General features: G+C 70.1%; 13 protein-coding genes and 1 pseudogene. 5 read left to right on the forward strand and 9 right to left on the reverse strand.

Annotated features, from left to right (window positions below; all coding sequences use genetic code 11):
- Positions 1-139: 139 nt before the first annotated feature.
- A pseudogene (locus NGB36_RS14480) lies at positions 140-517 on the reverse strand (relaxase/mobilization nuclease domain-containing protein); the annotation flags it as partial.
- A gap of 101 nt (positions 518-618) precedes the next feature.
- Between NGB36_RS14480 and NGB36_RS14485 the strand changes: the two are divergent.
- Positions 619-1,482: a Cof-type HAD-IIB family hydrolase gene (locus NGB36_RS14485; protein ID WP_255920660.1), complete on the forward strand. Its 864-nt coding sequence runs from the start codon at positions 619-621 to the stop codon at positions 1,480-1,482.
- A gap of 38 nt (positions 1,483-1,520) precedes the next feature.
- On the opposite strand, the gene NGB36_RS14490 is transcribed toward NGB36_RS14485, so the two are convergent.
- The 5 genes from NGB36_RS14490 to hisC form a co-directional block, all read right to left on the reverse strand.
- The gene (locus tag NGB36_RS14490; protein ID WP_255920661.1) at positions 1,521-1,946 is read right to left on the reverse strand and encodes a hypothetical protein; all 426 of its coding nucleotides are present in this window, start codon (positions 1,944-1,946) and stop codon (positions 1,521-1,523) included.
- A gap of 25 nt (positions 1,947-1,971) precedes the next feature.
- Positions 1,972-5,553 (reverse strand): thiol reductant ABC exporter subunit CydD, encoded by a 3,582-nt coding sequence (gene cydD / locus NGB36_RS14495; RefSeq protein ID WP_255920662.1) that lies wholly within the window; start codon positions 5,551-5,553, stop codon positions 1,972-1,974.
- 9 nt (positions 5,554-5,562) lie between these two features.
- A complete protein-coding gene (gene cydB / locus NGB36_RS14500) occupies positions 5,563-6,564 on the reverse strand; it encodes a cytochrome d ubiquinol oxidase subunit II (protein ID WP_255920663.1) in 1,002 nt (333 codons plus the stop codon).
- Between the two features lie 24 nt (positions 6,565-6,588).
- On the reverse strand, positions 6,589-8,151 hold the full coding sequence (locus NGB36_RS14505; protein WP_255920664.1) for a cytochrome ubiquinol oxidase subunit I: 1,563 nt from the start codon (positions 8,149-8,151) through the stop codon (positions 6,589-6,591).
- A gap of 155 nt (positions 8,152-8,306) precedes the next feature.
- The gene (hisC, locus tag NGB36_RS14510) at positions 8,307-9,395 is read right to left on the reverse strand and encodes a histidinol-phosphate transaminase (protein ID WP_255920665.1); all 1,089 of its coding nucleotides are present in this window, start codon (positions 9,393-9,395) and stop codon (positions 8,307-8,309) included.
- 390 nt (positions 9,396-9,785) lie between these two features.
- Between hisC and NGB36_RS14515 the strand changes: the two genes are divergently transcribed.
- The 3 genes from NGB36_RS14515 (at position 9,786) to NGB36_RS14525 (ending at position 13,392) form a co-directional block, all read left to right on the forward strand.
- Positions 9,786-10,886: a LacI family DNA-binding transcriptional regulator gene (locus NGB36_RS14515; RefSeq protein WP_255920666.1), complete on the forward strand. Its 1,101-nt coding sequence runs from the start codon at positions 9,786-9,788 to the stop codon at positions 10,884-10,886.
- Between the two features lie 191 nt (positions 10,887-11,077).
- Positions 11,078-12,322, forward strand: a complete 1,245-nt coding sequence (locus NGB36_RS14520) for a metallophosphoesterase (RefSeq protein ID WP_255920734.1) — start codon at positions 11,078-11,080, stop codon at positions 12,320-12,322.
- A gap of 218 nt (positions 12,323-12,540) precedes the next feature.
- Positions 12,541-13,392, forward strand: coding sequence for a hypothetical protein (locus tag NGB36_RS14525; RefSeq protein WP_308288851.1), 852 nt, complete (start codon positions 12,541-12,543; stop codon positions 13,390-13,392).
- A gap of 646 nt (positions 13,393-14,038) precedes the next feature.
- Here the strand turns inward: NGB36_RS14525 and thiC are convergent.
- Positions 14,039-15,802, reverse strand: a complete 1,764-nt coding sequence (gene thiC / locus NGB36_RS14530; protein ID WP_255920668.1) for a phosphomethylpyrimidine synthase ThiC — start codon at positions 15,800-15,802, stop codon at positions 14,039-14,041.
- A 198-nt stretch (positions 15,803-16,000) separates the two neighbouring features.
- Between thiC and NGB36_RS14535 the strand changes: the two genes are divergently transcribed.
- The gene (locus tag NGB36_RS14535) at positions 16,001-17,320 is read left to right on the forward strand and encodes a YibE/F family protein (RefSeq protein ID WP_255920735.1); all 1,320 of its coding nucleotides are present in this window, start codon (positions 16,001-16,003) and stop codon (positions 17,318-17,320) included.
- A 71-nt stretch (positions 17,321-17,391) separates the two neighbouring features.
- On the opposite strand, the gene NGB36_RS14540 is transcribed toward NGB36_RS14535, so the two are convergent.
- Both NGB36_RS14540 and NGB36_RS14545 read right to left on the reverse strand, forming a co-directional pair.
- Entirely contained in the window at positions 17,392-17,607 is a 216-nt protein-coding gene (locus NGB36_RS14540; RefSeq protein ID WP_255920669.1) for a DUF5326 family protein, read from the reverse strand.
- A gap of 180 nt (positions 17,608-17,787) precedes the next feature.
- Positions 17,788-18,105 carry a cupin domain-containing protein gene (locus NGB36_RS14545; RefSeq protein WP_255920670.1) on the reverse strand — a complete coding sequence of 106 codons (318 nt, stop codon included), beginning with the start codon at positions 18,103-18,105 and terminating at the stop codon, positions 17,788-17,790.
- Positions 18,106-18,195 lie beyond the last annotated feature (90 nt).

The raw sequence follows: 18,195 nt of genomic DNA on the forward strand, positions 1-18,195 counted from the left end.
TGCCGCATCGTCGTCGGATTCAAGCGTGAGGTTCGCGTGGTCGGTGGCGTCGGCGGCGTCCCGGCGGGCTCGGGCCGCACGCTGGTTGCGCAGGGGAATTACCGCTTCACCGGTCTCGACATCCGGGGTGGCGATGAGGCTCCTTCTCGATCTTGCGGCATTCGGCCTGAGCGCGGATGCCGTCCTTGCGGTGGCGAGGCCGGGTGCGGTCCGCGCGTACCAGGGTGGCGACGATGTGGATGTGGTCTGGGGCGTGGCGCACCGCGATCCACCGGCATGCCCTCTCGTCGCCTTCGGGGGCGACGCCGCTGGCGTACAGGATGCGCCGGGCGACCTGGGCCCACTCGTCGTCGGACAGGATGCGGTCGCCGGGGGCCGTGCGCACCGGGCAGTGCCACACGTGCTTGGCCGGGACCTTGTCGCCGAGGGCCTTGACCCACAGGTCCAGCTCGTCGGCGAGGTCCTGCCCGGTGACCTGCGGGTCGCGGCCGGGGTCGGGGGTGAAGAAGGGCGACCACGTGCGGGCGCGGGCGACAGTGGCGCGGGTGACCGGAGACGCGGGAGCGCATTGGCTTGCACGCGCCCCTACTCCACGCGTGTGCGCCGTTGTGCGCCAGTATGGACCCCGTGACCACGACCTACCGGACTCCCCGGTCCCCGGAGCCCCAGGCCAGTCCCCCCAAACCACGGCTCATCGCCACCGACCTCGACGGCACCCTGCTACGCAACGACAAGACCGTCTCCGCCCGCACCATCGCCGCCCTCACCGCCGCTGAGGACGCGGGCATCGAGGTCTTCTTCGTCACCGGCCGCCCGGCCCGCTGGATGGACGTCGTCGCCGCCCATACCGCGCGCCACGGCGTCGCCATCTGCGCCAACGGTGCGGCCGTCTACGACCTGCACCGCGACCTCCTGCTGGCCGCTTACCCGCTGGCCGTACGCGACGCCCTCAGCGTCGTGGCCGAGCTGCGCGCCGCGGCCCCCGGCACGGCCTTCGCGGTCGAGCGGACGCGCGGCTTCCACTACGAGCCCGGGTACACGGCGTTCTTCGCCGAACCCGACTCGGTGAGCGCCCCCATAGAGGAACTGCTGGCGTGGGCCACGGACCAGCCGGTGCTCAAGCTCCTCGCCAAGCACCCGACCGCCGACCCCGACGCATTCCTCGCCACAGCCCGCCGTGCTGCGGGCGGCCACGCCGAGTTCACCCGGTCCAGTCCCTCCGCGCTGCTGGAGATCAGCGGCGCGGGTGTCAGCAAGGCCACGACCCTGGCCCGCTGTTGCGCCGAGCGCGGGATCTCCGCCGACGAGGTCGTCGCCTTCGGCGACATGCCGAACGATCTGGCGATGCTGTCGTGGGCCGGCACGTCGTACGCCGTCGCCAACGCCCATCCCGACGTGCTCGCCGCCACGACGCATCGCACCGCCGCCAACGACGACGACGGCGTCGCGCTCGCCATCGAACGCGTCATCGCCGGCGGATGACCGCCCCGCCGGGCCACGGCTGGGCCCCGCCACGCCGGCTACAGCGGCGCCTCCCACACCACCGTCGTCCCGGCGCCGTCCGGCCCCGGCCCGTACGAGCACGTCCCGCCCATCGCCTCCGCGCGCCGCGGCCCTCGGGGAAGCCGAGCCACGGCCGCTGCACCTCGCGGAGGGCGCCGAGCCGCCTCGTCGACTCCATGGGTGACGAAGTCCGCGAGGCCGTTGCCGTCGGCTTTGATCACGCCCAGCCCGGCGTAGCGGGCGCCGGCGAGATCGGCGGCGGTCTCGACGATGGGGCGCAGCGTTTCGTGCACGTCGAGCCCGGTGGTGAGGGTGACGACGGCTTCGAGCAGATGGGGCAGGCGTTCGCTCAGCTCGGTGAGGTCAGGGGCGAGGGAGGGCAAGCCGAGAGCGCTCAGCGCGGCGCTGCGCCCGGGCCGTGCATCCGGCTGAGGATCTGCCATGACCCTGAGTCTAATTTGTGCATTTTTATACGGAAAGCGGTGCGGAAAGCTCTGCGCGCAGCCGTCCGGGCTCGGCCGCACGCTCACGGTCGAGCAGGCGGCGGAACGGTCCGTCGGCGGCGGCCAGCTCCTCGTAGCTGCCGCGCTGCACCGTCCGTCCGTGGTCGAGGACGACGATCTCGTCGACCGCCCCGGGCGTGGCGAGCCCGGCCAGCCGGTGGGTGATCAGCACGGTGGCCCGGCCGCCCGCGGCCCGTCCCTCGGTGGCCCGCAGCAGGTCGGCGGTGAGAGCGTCGGCGGTGGGCAGGTCGAGGTGCTCGGCCGGCTCGTCGAGGACGAGGACGGGAAACTCTGCGAGGAGTGCGCGGGCGAGCGCGAGGCGCTGCCGCTGGCCGCCGGACATGCGTGCCCCGTGCTCTCCCACGAGTGTGTCCAGACCGTCGGGGAGTGAATCCACCCATCCGAGCAAGCGCGCGTCACGGAGGGCGGCGCGCAGTTGTTCGTCACTCGCGCCGGGGCGCGCCAGGCGCAGGTTTTCCCGCACCGAGCTGTCGAAGATGTGCGCGTCCTGGGCGCACAGGCCGACGAGGCGGCGGACCGCGTCGCCGTCGAGCGTGGCGGCGTCGGTGCCGTCGAGCGTGTACGCGCCGGATTCCCGGTCCACGAACCGCAGCAGCACCTGCGCCAGCGTCGTCTTTCCCGCGCCGGACGGGCCGACGACGGCGATGCGGCGGCCGGGGGTGAGGTCGAGGCCGAAGCCGTCGAGTGCGGGCTGCTCCATGCCTGGGTGACGTACCGTCACATCGCGCAGGCGCAGCGGATAGGGGGTCTGCGGAACGGCCGCCGGCCGCTCCGGCTCGGCGACAGGTGCGGGCGCGTCCAGCACCTCGTGCACCCGCTCCGCCGCTCGCCGCGCCCGCCTCCGGTACTGGACGGCGAGTGGCATCCCGGCCACCGCCTCGAACGCGGCAAGCGGAGTGAACACCACGACGGCGAGCGCCACCCATGCCAGGCGCCCGTCGTGCACGGCGCGCACTCCGGCGTAGGCGCAGGCGGCCACGGTGAGGCCGGTGAAGAGCGCGGTCAGTGCCGAGCCGAGGGCGGCCGTGGCGGCGGACCGGGAGGCGATCCGGGTGAGCGCGCGGTCGGAGTCGTCGGTGGCGCGCAGCCGTGCGGTCAGGGCGCCCGCGGCGGTCAGCTCCGCCGTCCCGGAGAGCAGGTCGACCAACTCGGTGGACAGCCGTCCGCGGGCCGGCGCGAGCCTCGACTCGGTACGGCGGGAGAGCATGGCGGAGAGCGCGGGAACGGCGGCTCCCGCCGCGAACAACCCCACGGCCAGGGCCGCTCCCGCGGCGGGCAGCAGCCAGGCAGTGAACGCGACGGCCGCGGCGCTGACGACCGCCGCGGTGGCGGCCGGCAGCAGCCAGCGCAGGAAGTAGTCCTGGAGCGAGTCGACGTCGGCGACGAGACGGGAGAGCAGGTCGCCGCGCCGGGTGTCGCGCAGCCCGGCGGGCGCGAGGCGTTCGAGGCGGCGGTAGACGGCGGCCCGCAGGTCGGCGAGGGCGCGGAAGACGGCGTCGTGGGAGACGAGACGCTCGGCATAGCGGAAGACTGCACGGCCGATGCCGAAGGCGCGGGTGGCCGTGACCGCTACCATCAGGTAGAGGATCGGCGGCTGTTGGGAAGCGCGCGAGATCAGCCATCCGGATGTGGCCATGAGCCCGATGGCGCTGCCGAGCGCGAGCGCGCCGAGCGCGGCTGCCAGGACGAAGCGGGGGCGCAGCGGGCCCGCCATGCGGCGCACGCGCCGGAGCGCGGGCACGGCCACGGTGGCGGGCGTCGGCGGCATGGAGGTGTCGGCGTGCGCGGAGGCGGGCACGGGCGCTGCAACGCGTGCCGGCGCCGGCTCCCGGGCGGCCGAGCCGCCGGCAGCCGCAGCCGCGGGCGGCTGCGCAGCCGACGGGGCCTCGATGCGGACGACCCGTTCGGCGAGGTCCAGCAGCGCGGGCCGGTGGACGACGAGGATCACGGTGCGGCCCGCGGCGAGGCGGCGGATGGCGTCGACGACGTCGGCCTCGGTCGTGGAGTCGAGGTTGGCGGTGGGCTCGTCGAGGAGGAGCAGCGGCCGGTCGGCGAGGAACGCACGGGCGAGCGCGAGGCGTTGGCGCTGGCCCGCGGAGAGCCCCGCGCCGCCTTCGCCGAGGCGAGTGTCAGTGCCTCGTGCGAGGCTGTTCACGAAGTCGAGGGCGTGGGCGTCGGCCAGCGCCGTACGCAGTTCGTCGTCGGTCGCGTCGGGGCGGGCGAGGCGGACGTTGTCGGCGATGGATCCGGCGAAGAGGTAGGGGTGTTGGGGGACCCAGGCGATCTGGTCGCGCCAGGTCTGAGGATCGAGGGAGGTGAGGTCCTGGCCGCCGACGGTGATACGGCCGGCTGTCGGGGCAGTGAAGCCGAGCAGCGTGCTGAGCACAGTGGTCTTGCCGGCCCCTGACGCACCGGTCAGGGCCACGATCTCACCGGGCGAGAGGGTGAACGAGGTGGCGGGAAGGGAGGGGCCGTGGCGGTCGTCGTGGGTGACGGTCAGGTCCTCGACGCGCAGAGGGGCGTGACGGATGTCGGGGGCCGGGGTCGATCCAGGGGTGCGGACGGGCGTCTCCAGGATCGCGAAGACCTCGTCCGCTGCCGCCAGGCCCTCCGCCGCGGCGTGGTACTGCGCGCCGACCTGGCGCAGCGGCAGATATGCCTCGGGGGCGAGGACGAGGACGAGCAGCCCGGTGTAGAGGGCGAGCGAGCCGTCGACGAGGCGGAAGCCGATCCCGACGGCGACGAGAGCGACCGAGATGGTGGAGAGGAGTTCGAGTGCGAAGGAGGAGAGGAAGGCGACACGGAGCGTCTTGAGCGTCGCCCGGCGGTAGTCGTCGGTGATCCTTCGGATCGATGCGGCCTGCGCCTTGGCGCGGCCGAAGACCTTCAGGGTGGGCAGGCCTTCGACCACATCGAGGAAGTGGCCGGAGAGCCGTGCGAGCAGCCGCCACTGGCGCTTCATCCGGGCCTCGGTGTACCAGCCGATGAGGGCCATGAAGACGGGGATGAGCGGCAGCGTCACCACGATCACCAGCGCCGACTCCCAGTCGGCGGTGGCGATCCTGGCCAGTACGGCGGCGGGCACGACGACGGCGAGCCCGAGTTGCGGCAGATAGCGGGCGAAGTAGTCGTCGAGGGCGTCGATGCCGCGCAGCGCGAGGGTGGTGAGTTCACCGGTGCGCTGTGAGCCCAGCCAGGAGGGGCCGAGGCCGGTGGCGTGACGCAGCAGGCGGCTGCGCAACTCCGATTTGACGGCCGCGCTGGTGCGGTGGGCGGCGAGCTCGGTGAGCCAGGTGACCAGGGCGCGGCCCGCCGCGACCGCGGCGAGCAGCGCGATGTCCTGGGTGAGGTGTCGGGGGGAGTCATGGTGCCGGAAAGCACCGACCGTGCCGGTGACGATGCCGGCGATGAGCATGGCCTGGGCCACGACCAGGCCCGCTCCGGCAAGGCCGAGGGCCACGGTCGCGGCGAGGAAGACACGCGTGGTGCGTGCGTACGTCAGCAGGCGCGGGTCGATGGGTCGCATGGGCGTGCCTCAGTGTGCGCCGGGGATGTGGTGGGCGCCGATGCGCTTGCGGAACACCCAGTAGGTCCATGCCTGATAGGCGATGACGACGGGCGTCATGAAGCCGGCCACCCACGTCATGATCGTCAACGTGTAGGGGCTGGAGGAGGCGTTGGAGACGGTCAGGCTCCAGGCCGGGTCGGTGGTCGACGGCATGACGTCGGGGAAGAGCGCGAGGAAGAGCATCGCGACGGAGGCCGCGATCGTCACCCCGGAGAACGCGAAGGCCCAGCCCTCCCGTCCCAGCCGGTTGAAGACCAGGGCGAGGACGAGTGCGGTGACGGCGAGGACCAGCGCGCCGAGGCTGCGTGCATTCCCCGAGTGGAGCTGCGTCCACAGCAGGAATGCGGCGGCGACGACGGCGGCGACCAGACCCAGCACGGTGGCGAACGAACGCGCCCGTGCGCGGATGTCTCCGAGGGTCTTGAGCGCGGCGAACACCGATCCGTGGAAGGTGAACAGGACGAGCGTCATCACCCCGCCGAGCAGCGCGTAGGGGTTGAGCAGGTCGAGCACGCTGCCGGTGAAGTTCTTCGCCGCGTCGATCGGCACACCGCGCACGATGTTGGCGAACGCCACTCCCCACAGGAATGCGGGGAGCAGGGAGGTCCAGAAGATGGCGTTCTCCCAGTTGCGCTTCCACCGTTCGTCGTCCCGCTTGGCTCGGTACTCGAAGGCCACACCGCGCACGATGAGGCAGACGAGGATCAGCAGCAGCGGCAGGTAGAAGCCGCTGAAGAGGGTGGCGTACCAGTCGGGGAAGGCGGCGAAGGTCGCACCGCCCGCGGTGAGCAGCCAGACCTCGTTGCCGTCCCACACCGGGCCGATGGTGTTGATCAGCACCCGGCGTTCGGTCTCGTCCCGCGCGAGCAGCTTGGTGAGGATGCCGATTCCGAAGTCGAAACCCTCGAGGAAGAAGTAGCCGGTCCACAGAACGGCGATCAGCACGAACCAGAGGTCGTGAAGGTGCATGGTCGATCTCTCCCTGCGGCCGGATCAGTAGGCGAAGGCCATGGGCTTGTCGGACTCCTCGCCGGAGCCCGGCCCGAACGGGCCGCCCAGACGCGGGTCCTCGGCGGGCGGCTGCTCCTCGACGTTCGGTCCGGCCTTGGCGTAGCGGGCCATCAGCCGTACCTCGACGAACGCGAGGATCGCGTAGAGCGCGGTGAACACCGACATCGAGATGATCACCTCGGCCTGGCTGACGCCCGGCGAGACGGCGTTGTGGGTCTTCATCAGCCCGTAGACCACCCAGGGCTGGCGGCCCATCTCGGTGAAGACCCAGCCGAAGGAGTTGGCCATGAGCGGGAATCCCATGGTGAGGATGCCGATCCGCCAGGACCACTTGGTGAAGAACGTGCTCATCTCACGGTTGGGTGTGAGCATCAGCCGCGGCACCTCGTCGTCGCCGGTGCGGTGCTCGGGTGCAAGCCAGAGCTTGCGGCGCGTTGTCCACAGGCCGATGAGCCCGGCGACGAATGAGGACATTCCGAAGCCGATCATCAGCCGGAAGCCCCAGAAGGTAATGAAGATGTTGGGGATGTAGTCCTTCGGGTTCCCGCCGTACTTGGCGGCCTCCATCTTCGCGACGTTGTTGATGCCGGGCACGGCCTCGTGGAAGTTGCTGTGCGACAGGAAGGAGAGCAGTCCCGGTATCGACAGCTCGACCGAGTTGTGGCCCTTGGCGACATCACCGATCGCGAAGACCGAGAAGGGCGCAGGCGCCTGGGTGTCCCACAGCGCCTCCGCCGCGGCCATCTTCATCGGCTGCTGCTCGAACATCACCTTGCCGAGGGTGTCGCCGCTGATCGCGGTCCCCAGGCCGAATATCACCGCGAGGACGAGGCCGGTGCGCAGCGAGCTGCGCATGACGCCGATCTTCCTTGCGTCGGTCGGCTCGCCCGCGGCCTGCCCCCGCTTGGCCTTCCACAGGTGGAACGAGGCGATGCCGACGACGAATGCGGCTCCGGTGAGGAAGGAGGCCGTCATGGTGTGGAACATCTGCACCTGGGTGGTGTTCTGGGTGAGGACGGCCCAGATGGAATCGAGCCTCGCCTTGTGGGTGTGCGGGTCGATCGTGTAGCCGACCGGGTGCTGCATCCAGGAGTTGGCGGAAAGGATGAAGTAGGCGGAAAGGATCGTGCCGAGCGAGACGACCCAGATGCAGGCGCAGTGCAGCTTCTTCGGCAGCTTGTCCCAGCCGAAGATCCACAGGCCGATGAAGGTGGACTCGAAGAAGAAGGCGACCAGCGCCTCCATGGCGAGCGGGGCGCCGAAGACGTCGCCGACGAAGCGGGAGTAGTCGGACCAGTTCATGCCGAACTGGAATTCCTGCACGATGCCGGTGACCACGCCCATGGCGATGTTGATCAAGAAGAGCTTGCCCCAGAACTTGCTGGCATGGAAGTACCTCTCCTTGCCCGTGCGCACCCACGCCGTCTCGAAGCCGGCGGTGACGGCGGACAGGCTGATCGTGAGGGGGACGAAGAGGAAGTGGTAGACGGTCGTGATGCCGAACTGCCACCGTGCCAGGGTCTCGGGCGCCAGGGCCAGGTTCACGTCGCGCCTCCTTCGAATAGCTTGTGAATGCATTCACATTCACAAGCATTATTGCGCACACAGTTTCGCCCCTGCCCACCGGGGGGTGGGCAGGGGCGAAACGAGATGTAACCGGGCCAACCCGGCCGCTGCCGGAGACGTGTCCGCGGCTGCGCTCACAGCTCCTTGCGGAACGCCTCCGCAGCCTGCAGGAACAGATCATTCGCCGCCCGCTCACCGATGGTGGCCCGGATCCCCTCCCCCGGGAACGGCCGGACGATCACCCCGGCCCGCTCGCATGCGGCGGCGAAGTCCACCGTCCGGTCGCCGAGCCGCAACCAGACAAAGTTCGCCTGCGTCTCCGGCACGGTCCAGCCCTGGGCCTGCAGAGCCTCCACCACCCGGGTGCGCTCCGCGACCAGCGCCTCCACCCGCTCGAACAGCGCCTCCTCCGAGCGCAGCGAGGCCACCGCCGCGTCCTGCGCCAGCTGGCTCACCCCGAACGGCACCGCCGTCTTGCGCAGCGCCGCCGCCACCGGCTCATGGGCGATGGCGAAGCCCACCCGCAGCCCGGCCAACCCGTACGCCTTGGAGAAGGTCCGCAGCACGCAGACGTTCGGGCGGTCCCGGTACAGCTCGGTGCCGTCAGGCACATCGGCGTCCCGGATGAACTCGCGGTATGCCTCGTCCAGGACGACGAGCACGTCGCCCGGCACGCGGTCAAGGAAGCGCTCCAGCTCCGCGCGTCGCACGACCGTGCCCGTCGGGTTGTTCGGATTGCAGACGAAGATCAGCCGCGTACGCTCGGTGACCGCATCTGCCATCGCGTCGAGGTCATGGACCTCGCCGCTGGTCAGCGGGGTCCGCACGGAGCGCGCTCCGGAAATCTGGGTGATGATCGGGTAGGCCTCGAAGGAGCGCCACGCGTAGATCACCTCGTCGCCCGGCCCCGCCGTGGCCTGAAGCAGCTGCTGGGCCACCCCGACCGAGCCGGTCCCTGTCGCGATATGCGTCTCCGGCACGCCGAAACGGTTCGCCAGCTCGGCGACGAGACCGGCGCACGCCATGTCCGGGTAGCGGTTGAACGACCTGGCCGCCTCACTCGCCGCCTCCAGCACACCGGGCAGCGGCGGGTACGGATTCTCATTGGAGGAGATCTTGTATGCGGGTGCGCCGTCCACCGACGCTGCGGGCTTGCCGGGCTTGTACACCGGAATGCCGTCCAACGCCGACCGCAGCCTCGGGTTCGCGCCTGCCTTCGTCACCGTGCTCCTCCTTGAGCGCTCAGAGATCCGCACCGGGGTCGCCGGGACGCGGCTCCCTTGATCTCGCCTGATCTCGCGTGATCTCCCCAGATCCCCTGGTCACACCTTAAGAGGGGGCGTGGGCCAATGGACAGGGGTCACGCCGCACCGCGCACGCCGGTGGCGCGCGCCCTAGCGCGCATCCCCCGTAAAGGTGAGGTGATACGTCTTCGAAGACTGGACCACTGAGCGCCCGAGCGCTGCCCCACAACCCATGCCTCGGCTCAAATCCCGCCTCTCACCTGGCATTTCAAGGGCATACCGGCACAGTGTTCATGCAGAAACGTCACTGTCCACAACCGTACTCACGGCCCCGCGCCTGGACCACCCGAGCCCTACTATCGGCCTGCCATGACAGCAGCAGGTAACCATCAGGCGAGCCGGTCCACCGGACGCCGGTTGGAGCGGGCAGGGATCCGGGACGTGGCCGCCGCGGCCGGGGTCTCGATCACGACCGTCTCCGACGCACTCAACGGTAAGGGGCGGCTCCCCGATGCCACCCGCCGCCACGTCCGCGAGGTCGCCAACCGGCTCGGCTACCGCCCCTCGGCGGCGGCCCGCACCCTCCGTACCGGCAGATCGGGCCTCATCGGCCTGACCGTGACGACGTACGGGGAAGAACCTTTCACCTTCACCGAATTCGCATACTTCGCCGAGATGGCCCGCGCAGCCACCTCCGCCGCACTCGCCCGCGGCTACGCCCTGGTGATCCTGCCGGCGTCCTCGCGCCACGACGTGTGGAGCAACGTCGCGCTCGACGGCACGGTCGTCATCGACCCCTCCGAACACGACCCCGTGGTCACCGATCTCGTCCGCCAGGGCATCCCGGTGGTCAGCGACGGCCGCCCCACAGGCAACCTGCCGGTCCACGCATGGGTCGACAACGATCACGAGGACGCGGTGCGCCGCATCCTCGACCATCTCGCCGAGGCCGGCGCACGCCGCATCGGACTGCTCACCGGCACCAGCACGGACACGTACACCCGGCTGTCCACCACCGCCTACCTCGAGTGGTGCGAACGCGTCGGCCAGGAACCGGTCTACGAGTCCTACCCCGCACACGACCCGTGCGCGGGCGCCGTCGCTGCCGACCGGCTGCTCGCACGCCCGGACCGGCCGGACGCCGTCTACGGTCTGTTCGACCCCAACGGCACCGATCTGCTCGCCGCCGCCCGGCGCTACGGCCTGCGGGTCCCGGAGGATCTGCTGCTGGTCTGCTGCAGCGAACGTGCCGCCTATGCGACGACGGAACCACCGATCAGCACCCTGTCCCTCAAACCCGGCCGGATCGGCACGGCGGTGGTGCAGCTGCTGATCGACGCGATCGAAGGAATCGGCGGCGGACAACCGGTGCACCGGGTGATGCCGACCGATCTGATCGTCCGAGCCTCCTCCCAGCGCCGCCCTCCGCGAACGACGGTGAGCGCACCACGCTCTCCGTCCAGTGGCTGAACGGGGGCAGGCTGGACGCACACGGGAATTTTTCGCGGAGATTGTCGGTCGCGCCCCAATTGGCAGGCGACAGGTGCGTCGCAACCCGAGACGGTCATTCCTATGATGGGCGGATGACACCGGAGGTCGCGTTGGCGCAGGCTGCGCCGGATGCGGCGAGGGTGGACGGCGGCGCGAAGGTGGAGGGGTCGATGACTCAGGGGGCCGGTCAGGGACCCGTGGTGAATGCGTCGGTGAGCTGGCACCCCCCGCAGCGGCAGCCGACGTCGCCCGAGCCCGCCGCACCAGTTGCACCAGCCGGACCTGCCGCGGCACCGTTGGTGCCCGCACAGCCTACGGCTCCCGCGCCGGGTACTCCGGTCGCATTCCCGGATGTCTCGTTGCCCGAGGCATCCTTCCCCGGGGGAGGCGTACCGTTCCCGCAGACGCAGACGCAGACGCAGACGCAGGCGCAGGCGCCGTTGCCCGACGCACCCGTGGCACCGGCGTCACCCGAGCCCCCGTCCCCGTCCGCCGGGTACACACCGACCGCTCACGACCTGCCCGTGGTCGGCCGCCGCGCCCAGGACAGCCCGACGGTGCAGCTCACCAGCCTCCCGGACCCCGAGGACGACCCGCCCGGCCCGCTCTACGTCGTCGGCGACGTCCACGGCTATCTCGACGAACTGCACGCCGCGCTGGAGGCGCAGGGCCTCATCGATGCCGAAGGCCGCTGGTCGGCGGGGCGCGCCCGGCTGTGGTTCCTCGGCGACTTCACCGACCGCGGCCCCGACGGCGTCGGCGTCATCGACCTCGTGATGCGCCTGTCCGCCGAAGCCGCAGCCGCCGGCGGTTACGCCAAAGCCCTCATGGGCAATCACGAGCTCCTCCTCATCGGTGCCAAGAAGTTCGGCGACACTCCCGTCAACTCCGCTGCGGGGACTGCCTCGTTCCTCGCGGCCTGGCGGCTCAACGGCGGCCAGCCGAGCGACATGGAGCGGCTCGAGGACCACCATCTGGCGTGGATGTCACGCCTCGACGCCGTCGCTCTCGAGGATGATCACCTGCTCCTGCACTCCGACACCACCGCCTATCTCGACTACGGAACCACGATCGATGCGGTCAACGACGCCGTCACCAACGTCCTGCAGCGGGGCGACGCCGACGAATGCTGGGAGCTGTTCCGCAAGTTCACCAAGCGCTTCGCCTTCCGCGGGGAGAGCGGCACGACGGCGGCGCGCGAGCTGCTTCATGCGTACGGCGGCCGTCAAGTCGTCCACGGCCACAGCCCGATCCCGTACCTGCTCGGCGAGGTCGGCGCGGAGGACGACGCCGATGGCGGCAAGCCCGCCGTCTCCGGGCCGCACCTGTACGCCGACGATCTCGCGCTCGCGATGGACGGCGGAGTGACGATGGAGGGCCGACTGCTCGTGGCCCAACTCCCGCTGGCTGTCTGATCGTTTCCGCGACATTGGCCTGGACCGCAGCTCGACCAGGCGTTCCGGATGCCCTCTGGCGGATGAGGCATTTTCCGGAAACACTCTGTCACCGTGTCACTCAGCCGCTCTACCATCGGGTTATCCGTCACAGGTTCGCCTCCGCTTCCGCTCAACTGCCCCGCGGCCGGACGACCCTGGGCAGGAAACCTCGGAGAACGGAGCATCGGGGGATGTACATGAACAGCGCTCCGCACCTGCTGACCGAGGACCGCCCGGAGTTCGAGCGCGTCCTCGACGAAGCGCTGCGGGCTGCAGCCGATGGACCCGGCGCGAGCGCGTCGACGCTCAACTCCGAGCAGTTGCGCACGATGGCGCTCAGCGCCGCAGCCGCGATCTCCGCCTGCGCGGCCGCCGAGTACGACCACTACATCAAGGTCAGGCGCCGCCAGCGTGCCGCGCGCAACACCACCACGTATGCGACGGCTGGCGGCGGCGCGGGCGATGCGGCGTCCGGAGCAGGGCTGTTCGCGATCGCCGCCGTCCTCACCCCGATCCTCGCCGGCACCGCAGCGCTGATCTTCCTGCTCGTGGGATACCTGCTGGCGGCGATGACGCCCGAGCCCGCGATCGCTTCGCCCCTGCGCACCGCGGGCTGGCTCTTCGCGGCGATCGCCGCCACCGGCATCCTGGTCGGGATGGTGGGCCTGGTGGTCACGGCGCTGCGGGACGGCTCGTCGGCGATACGCGCCTCGAACGGCGACCCGGCCGACGTGACGGCGGCCAAGGAAGCCTGGCTGGCGGCGCTCAGGGATCGCGGCATGCTGCCGTTCCTCGCCGAGGCACAGGCGTCCAGCGCCGGGCACGGCGCCGCCGGACGTACACCGATCCGCATCGACGACCCGGACGCTGCGCGCACGCCGCGGCTCGGCTATTCACGCCCCGGCTTTTCGAGCCCGTCCGGCGAACAACCTGGTGACGGCGACGGCGACGGCGACGGCGACCGGCAGCCGCGCTTCAGCAGCCCCGACTTCTCCAGCCCCGATTTCGGCGGGTCCGAATTCAACGGTCCTGACACTGAGCCGAGTTGATTCCTCCCCGCGCCACCGGCCCGATATCCACAAATCCGACCGCATGACCCTAATGGCGTACGCGGAGAGCCATGGCTTGCAGACCCTCTGTCACACCCTTGGCGTCGATGGTGCACACAGTTCGACCGATTCGTAAATGGACCGTAACGGACGGTATGCATACGCCTCGTCGCCGGGCATCGCCGCCTGGCTGGCGCGCGATTTTTAGGCCTACCGGGGGTGGGCCTTCCCTCGCACTCTGCCTCGCAAGCGGTGCTCTCGCCGCCGCCGCGTCGGCCGGAACCGCTCTCGCCGACACCTCCTCCGACGCCGACTCGGGCGGCCACCACCACGGTCATCACCACAACCGCAGCCACCACCAAGCTGGCGGGACGGCACGTACGCCTGGGCAACCGCCCGCTACATCAAGAACCTCGGCCCTGCGCCGCGCTGGTGCGGCCAACGCCACGGACACAGCCGTCGCTGACGAGATCACCTCACAGACGTTTCGCCGCTGAGCACAGCGCAATGCCCGCCGAAGCCGACGCGACACCCTGAGTCCAGGCTCCGACCGGAATGTCGATAAGTTCACCCTCGGAAGGGCCGCCACGGCCGACACGGGATGAGGACCAGACCGACCGCGCCGGCCTGGTCCTCCAGGCCCTCGCTAGTCCGCCAGCGGCAGGTACACCCGGTTCCCCGCCTCCGCGAACTCCTTCGACTTCTGCCGCATGCCCGCCTCGATCTCCTCAGCGGTGCCGCCGTGTTCGCGGCGGATGTCATGGCTGATCTTCATCGAGCAGAACTTCGGCCCGCACATCGAGCAGAAGTGCGCCGTCTTCGCGGGCTCCGCCGGGAGCGTCTCGTCGTGGAAGGCGCGTGCCGTGTCCGGGTCGAGCGCCAGGTTGAACTGGTCCTCCCAGCGGAACTCGAAACGGGCGTCCGACAGCGCGTCGTCCCAGTCCTGGGCGCCCTCATGGCCCTTGGCCACGTCCGCCGCGTGTGCGGCGATCTTGTAGGTGATGACGCCGGTCTTGACGTCGTCACGGTCCGGCAGGCCCAAGTGCTCCTTGGGGGTGACGTAGCAGAGCATCGCCGTGCCCCACCAGCCGATCATCGCCGCGCCGATGCCTGACGTGATGTGGTCGTAGCCGGGCGCGACATCCGTCGTCAGCGGGCCGAGCGTGTAGAAGGGGGCTTCCTCGCAGATCTCCTGCTGGAGGTCGATGTTCTCCTTGATCTTGTGCATCGGGACGTGGCCCGGGCCCTCGATCATCGTCTGGACGTCGTGCGCCTTGGCGATGGTGTTGAGCTCGCCGAGTGTACGCAGCTCCGCGAACTGCGCCTCGTCGTTGGCGTCCGCGATCGATCCCGGGCGCAGGCCGTCGCCCAGCGAGAACGTCACGTCGTAGCTGCGCAGGACCTCGCAGAGCTCCTCGAAGTTCTCGTAGAGGAAGCTCTCCTTGTGGTGCGCCAGGCACCACGCAGCCATGATCGAGCCGCCGCGCGAGACGATGCCGGTCTTGCGGCGGGCGGTGAGCGGCACGTAGCGCAGCAGCACGCCCGCGTGCACGGTCATGTAGTCGACGCCCTGCTCGCACTGCTCGATGACGGTGTCCTTGTAGATCTCCCAGGTCAGTTCCTCGGCCTTGCCGTCGACCTTCTCCAGCGCCTGGTAGAGCGGCACCGTGCCGATGGGTACGGGAGAGTTGCGCAGCACCCACTCGCGCGTGGTGTGGATGTTGCGGCCGGTGGACAGGTCCATGACCGTATCGGCGCCCCACCGGGTGGCCCAGGTCATCTTGTCCACCTCCTCCTCGATCGAGGAAGTGACCGCGGAGTTCCCGATGTTGGCGTTGACCTTCACCAGGAAGCGCTTCCCGATGATCATCGGCTCGATCTCGGGATGGTTGACGTTGGCCGGCAGCACGGCGCGCCCCGCCGCGATCTCGTCGCGCACCACCTCCGGGGAGACGCCCTCGCGCAGCGCGACGTACTCCATCTCGGCGGTGATCTCGCCCCGCTTGGCGTACGCGAGTTGGGTCACCGACAGGCCGTCGCGACCGCGCCGGGGCAGCCGCGGACGGCCGGGGAAGACCGCGTCGAGGTTCTTCAGCCCGCCCCGCGGTGAGGTGTGCTTGATCCCGTCGTCCTCGGGGCGCATCTCACGGCCGGCGTACTCCTCGGTGTCGCCACGCCCGATGATCCAGTTCTCCCGGAGCGGCGCGAGGCCGCGCCGCACGTCCGTCTCGATGTTGGGATCGGTGTACGGGCCGGACGTGTCGTACAACGTCACGTGCCGACCGTTGGTGAGGTGCACTCGCCGTACGGGCACCCGCAGATCCGGACGGGGTCCTTCGAGGTAGCCCTTGTGCCAACCGATCTTCACGGCGCCAGCAGACTCAGGCGTGCGTGCATCCTGCATGGTCATGGGACCCACTCCCTACGCCGGCATTACCCGGTAACAGGTTCAGCGGTCGACGCAGCGGTGTCCGCATGTACGTACATTCGTACGTCCCGTGCGGAGGTCAGCGCCCTCTCAGCCCGGTGCTCCGAGCTCCCGCGATTGCAAAGGTATCCACACGCTAGCGGGTCATCGCCGGGTGACGCCAGGGGGGCTTGCGATGATCTGTCCGTGGATCCGTCACATGCACACAGCCACAGCCATGCTCACACTCCGGCACACCCCGTGTCCGCACACTTGCGCATGGTGATCGCCGCGATCCTGGTGCCCTTCGCGGGCGCCGTGGTCGGCGGGCTGATAGCCCTGTGGCCAGGGGGAGTTCCAGCGCATACGCGCACCGGGGTCGGCTTCGACCAGCCGACGCGGGAGGGCCGTGTCACCGCGGTCGCGCAACTGCCCTGCGCTCAGGCGGCGGGGGACGGTGCCGCGGCCGACACGCCGGAGACGGCGAGCTCGGGGACGTGTCTGCGGGCCACCGTCGAGGTCATCTCGGGCCCGGACAAAGGAAGTACATTTCCTGACATCGTCCAGCCGGGGCAGGCGCGCCGCTTGGTGCCCGGTCAGCGCGTCGTCCTCACCTATGCGCCCAACGCCCCGCCCGGACTGCGCTATTCGGTCAGCGATGCCGACCGGCGACTGCCCATGGCGCTGCTCGCCGCCGTCTTCGCGCTCGCCGTCGTCGCGGTCGGGCGGATGCGCGGGGTCACGGCGCTCGTCGCGCTGGTGATCAGCTTCGCCGTGCTGTCCCTGTTCATCCTGCCGGCGATCCTGCGGGGCGACGATCCGCTGCTGGTCGCCGTGGTCGGCGGCAGCGCCATCATGCTGTTCGCGCTCTACTCCTGCCACGGCCTGAACGCCCGTACCTCCGTCGCCGTGCTCGGCACGCTCTGCTCGATGATGCTGATCGGCCTGCTCGGCTCGCTCTTCATCGGCTGGACGTGGCTGACCGGGAACACCGACGACGAGACCGGCCTCGTGCACACCCTCTACCCGGGCATCGACACCCGTGGCCTGCTGCTCGCCGGGATCATCATCGGATCGCTCGGCGTGCTCGATGATGTGACGGTGACCCAGACCTCGGCCGTCTGGGAGCTCAAGGAGGCGGATCCGTCGGCGGGTTGGCGCAGGCTGTACGGTGCCGGGATGCGGATCGGCCGCGACCACATCGCGTCCGTCGTCAACACGCTGGTCATGGCCTATGCGGGAGCCGCACTACCGCTGCTGCTGCTCTTCTCGATCGCGCGCAGCGGCATCGGCACGGTGGCGAACAGCGAGATCGTCGCTGAGGAGATCGTGCGGACCCTGGTGGGCAGCATCGGCCTCGTCGCATCGGTGCCCGTGACGACGCTGCTCGCCGCGCTCGTGGTGTGCGCCGACCGGCGGCCGGCTGAGCCGGCGCACACCGCCTCCGTCCCCTCGCACCGCAGCGGGGGCCGTCGCCGCAAACCGCGGTTCGGGCTGGTGCAGAGGCTGGTACAGAGGTGAGCACACGGATCGGGGTGGCGGCGACACCGTGTGCCGCCGCCACCCCGACGTATGACCCGTGAGGTGTACCCCTACCAGTCGTTACGCGACGACGTCGAGGACGAGGTGAACTTGCGCACCACCCACACCAGACCACCGACCAGCGCTGCGAACAGCAGCACCTTGAAGAGCAGGCCGATCATGAAGCCGATCACGCTCGCGATCAGGCCTCCGAAGACGACCAGCGCGATCACCGGGACGGCGACCCACTTCACCCACCACGGCAGGCCCTCCAACACTTCCTTCATGATCCGACTCCCCTTGCCCTTCCGACGCCCTTCCGGCTGCTGCGTTCTGCTTCGAGCTTAAGGGCGCCGCAGCCCGCAGTGGCGCCCCGGCGGACCCCATCCATCCCTGAACGGTCCCCTACGGGGCCCCGGGGCCGGCGCTCATCCCCGGGGGTCATCCATCAGGGTCATGCGCCGGGGTCATGCCTCGGGCGGGGAGAACACCACCATGACCCGCAGCTCTTCGGTGATGTGGTGGAACCGGTGCGGGACCCCGGCCGGTACGTAGACGACGCTGCCGCGCGCCACGTACGTCGTCTCCTCGCCGACGGTGATCGAGGCCCGGCCGCTCACCACCAGGTAGATCTCGTCCTGGCGGTGCGGCTTCTGCGGGTCGGCCGCGCCCGCGGGAAGCGCGTAGAGCCCGGCCGACATGGTCCGCTCGCGAAGGAACTGCAGATACGCACCGTCATTGGCCGCGCGCTCCGCGTCCAGATCGTCCAGCCGGAACACCTTCATGCCCCTGCGCCCTGCCTCTCTCCCGGCGATTGTCTTGGCGATCTCTTGGAGATCTCCCGCCGGCCTCTTGCCCAGCGGATCATTTCTGCG

This window comes from Streptomyces humicola, from assembly GCF_024436035.1.
Taxonomy (GTDB): domain Bacteria; phylum Actinomycetota; class Actinomycetes; order Streptomycetales; family Streptomycetaceae; genus Streptantibioticus_B; species Streptantibioticus_B humicola.

What these genes read in the sequence shown, in the direction of transcription:
- NGB36_RS14485 (WP_255920660.1), top strand. Translation starts at nt 619, where the DNA reads ATGGACCCCGTGACCACGACCTACCGGACTCCCCGGTCCCCGGAGCCC.
- NGB36_RS14490 (WP_255920661.1), bottom strand. Translation starts at nt 1,946, where the DNA reads ATGGCAGATCCTCAGCCGGATGCACGGCCCGGGCGCAGCGCCGCGCTG.
- cydD (WP_255920662.1), bottom strand. Translation starts at nt 5,553, where the DNA reads ATGCGACCCATCGACCCGCGCCTGCTGACGTACGCACGCACCACGCGT.
- cydB (WP_255920663.1), bottom strand. Translation starts at nt 6,564, where the DNA reads ATGCACCTTCACGACCTCTGGTTCGTGCTGATCGCCGTTCTGTGGACC.
- NGB36_RS14515 (WP_255920666.1), top strand. Translation starts at nt 9,786, where the DNA reads ATGACAGCAGCAGGTAACCATCAGGCGAGCCGGTCCACCGGACGCCGG.
- NGB36_RS14520 (WP_255920734.1), top strand. Translation starts at nt 11,078, where the DNA reads ATGACTCAGGGGGCCGGTCAGGGACCCGTGGTGAATGCGTCGGTGAGC.
- NGB36_RS14525 (WP_308288851.1), top strand. Translation starts at nt 12,541, where the DNA reads ATGAACAGCGCTCCGCACCTGCTGACCGAGGACCGCCCGGAGTTCGAG.
- thiC (WP_255920668.1), bottom strand. Translation starts at nt 15,802, where the DNA reads ATGACCATGCAGGATGCACGCACGCCTGAGTCTGCTGGCGCCGTGAAG.
- NGB36_RS14540 (WP_255920669.1), bottom strand. Translation starts at nt 17,607, where the DNA reads ATGAAGGAAGTGTTGGAGGGCCTGCCGTGGTGGGTGAAGTGGGTCGCC.
- NGB36_RS14545 (WP_255920670.1), bottom strand. Translation starts at nt 18,105, where the DNA reads ATGAAGGTGTTCCGGCTGGACGATCTGGACGCGGAGCGCGCGGCCAAT.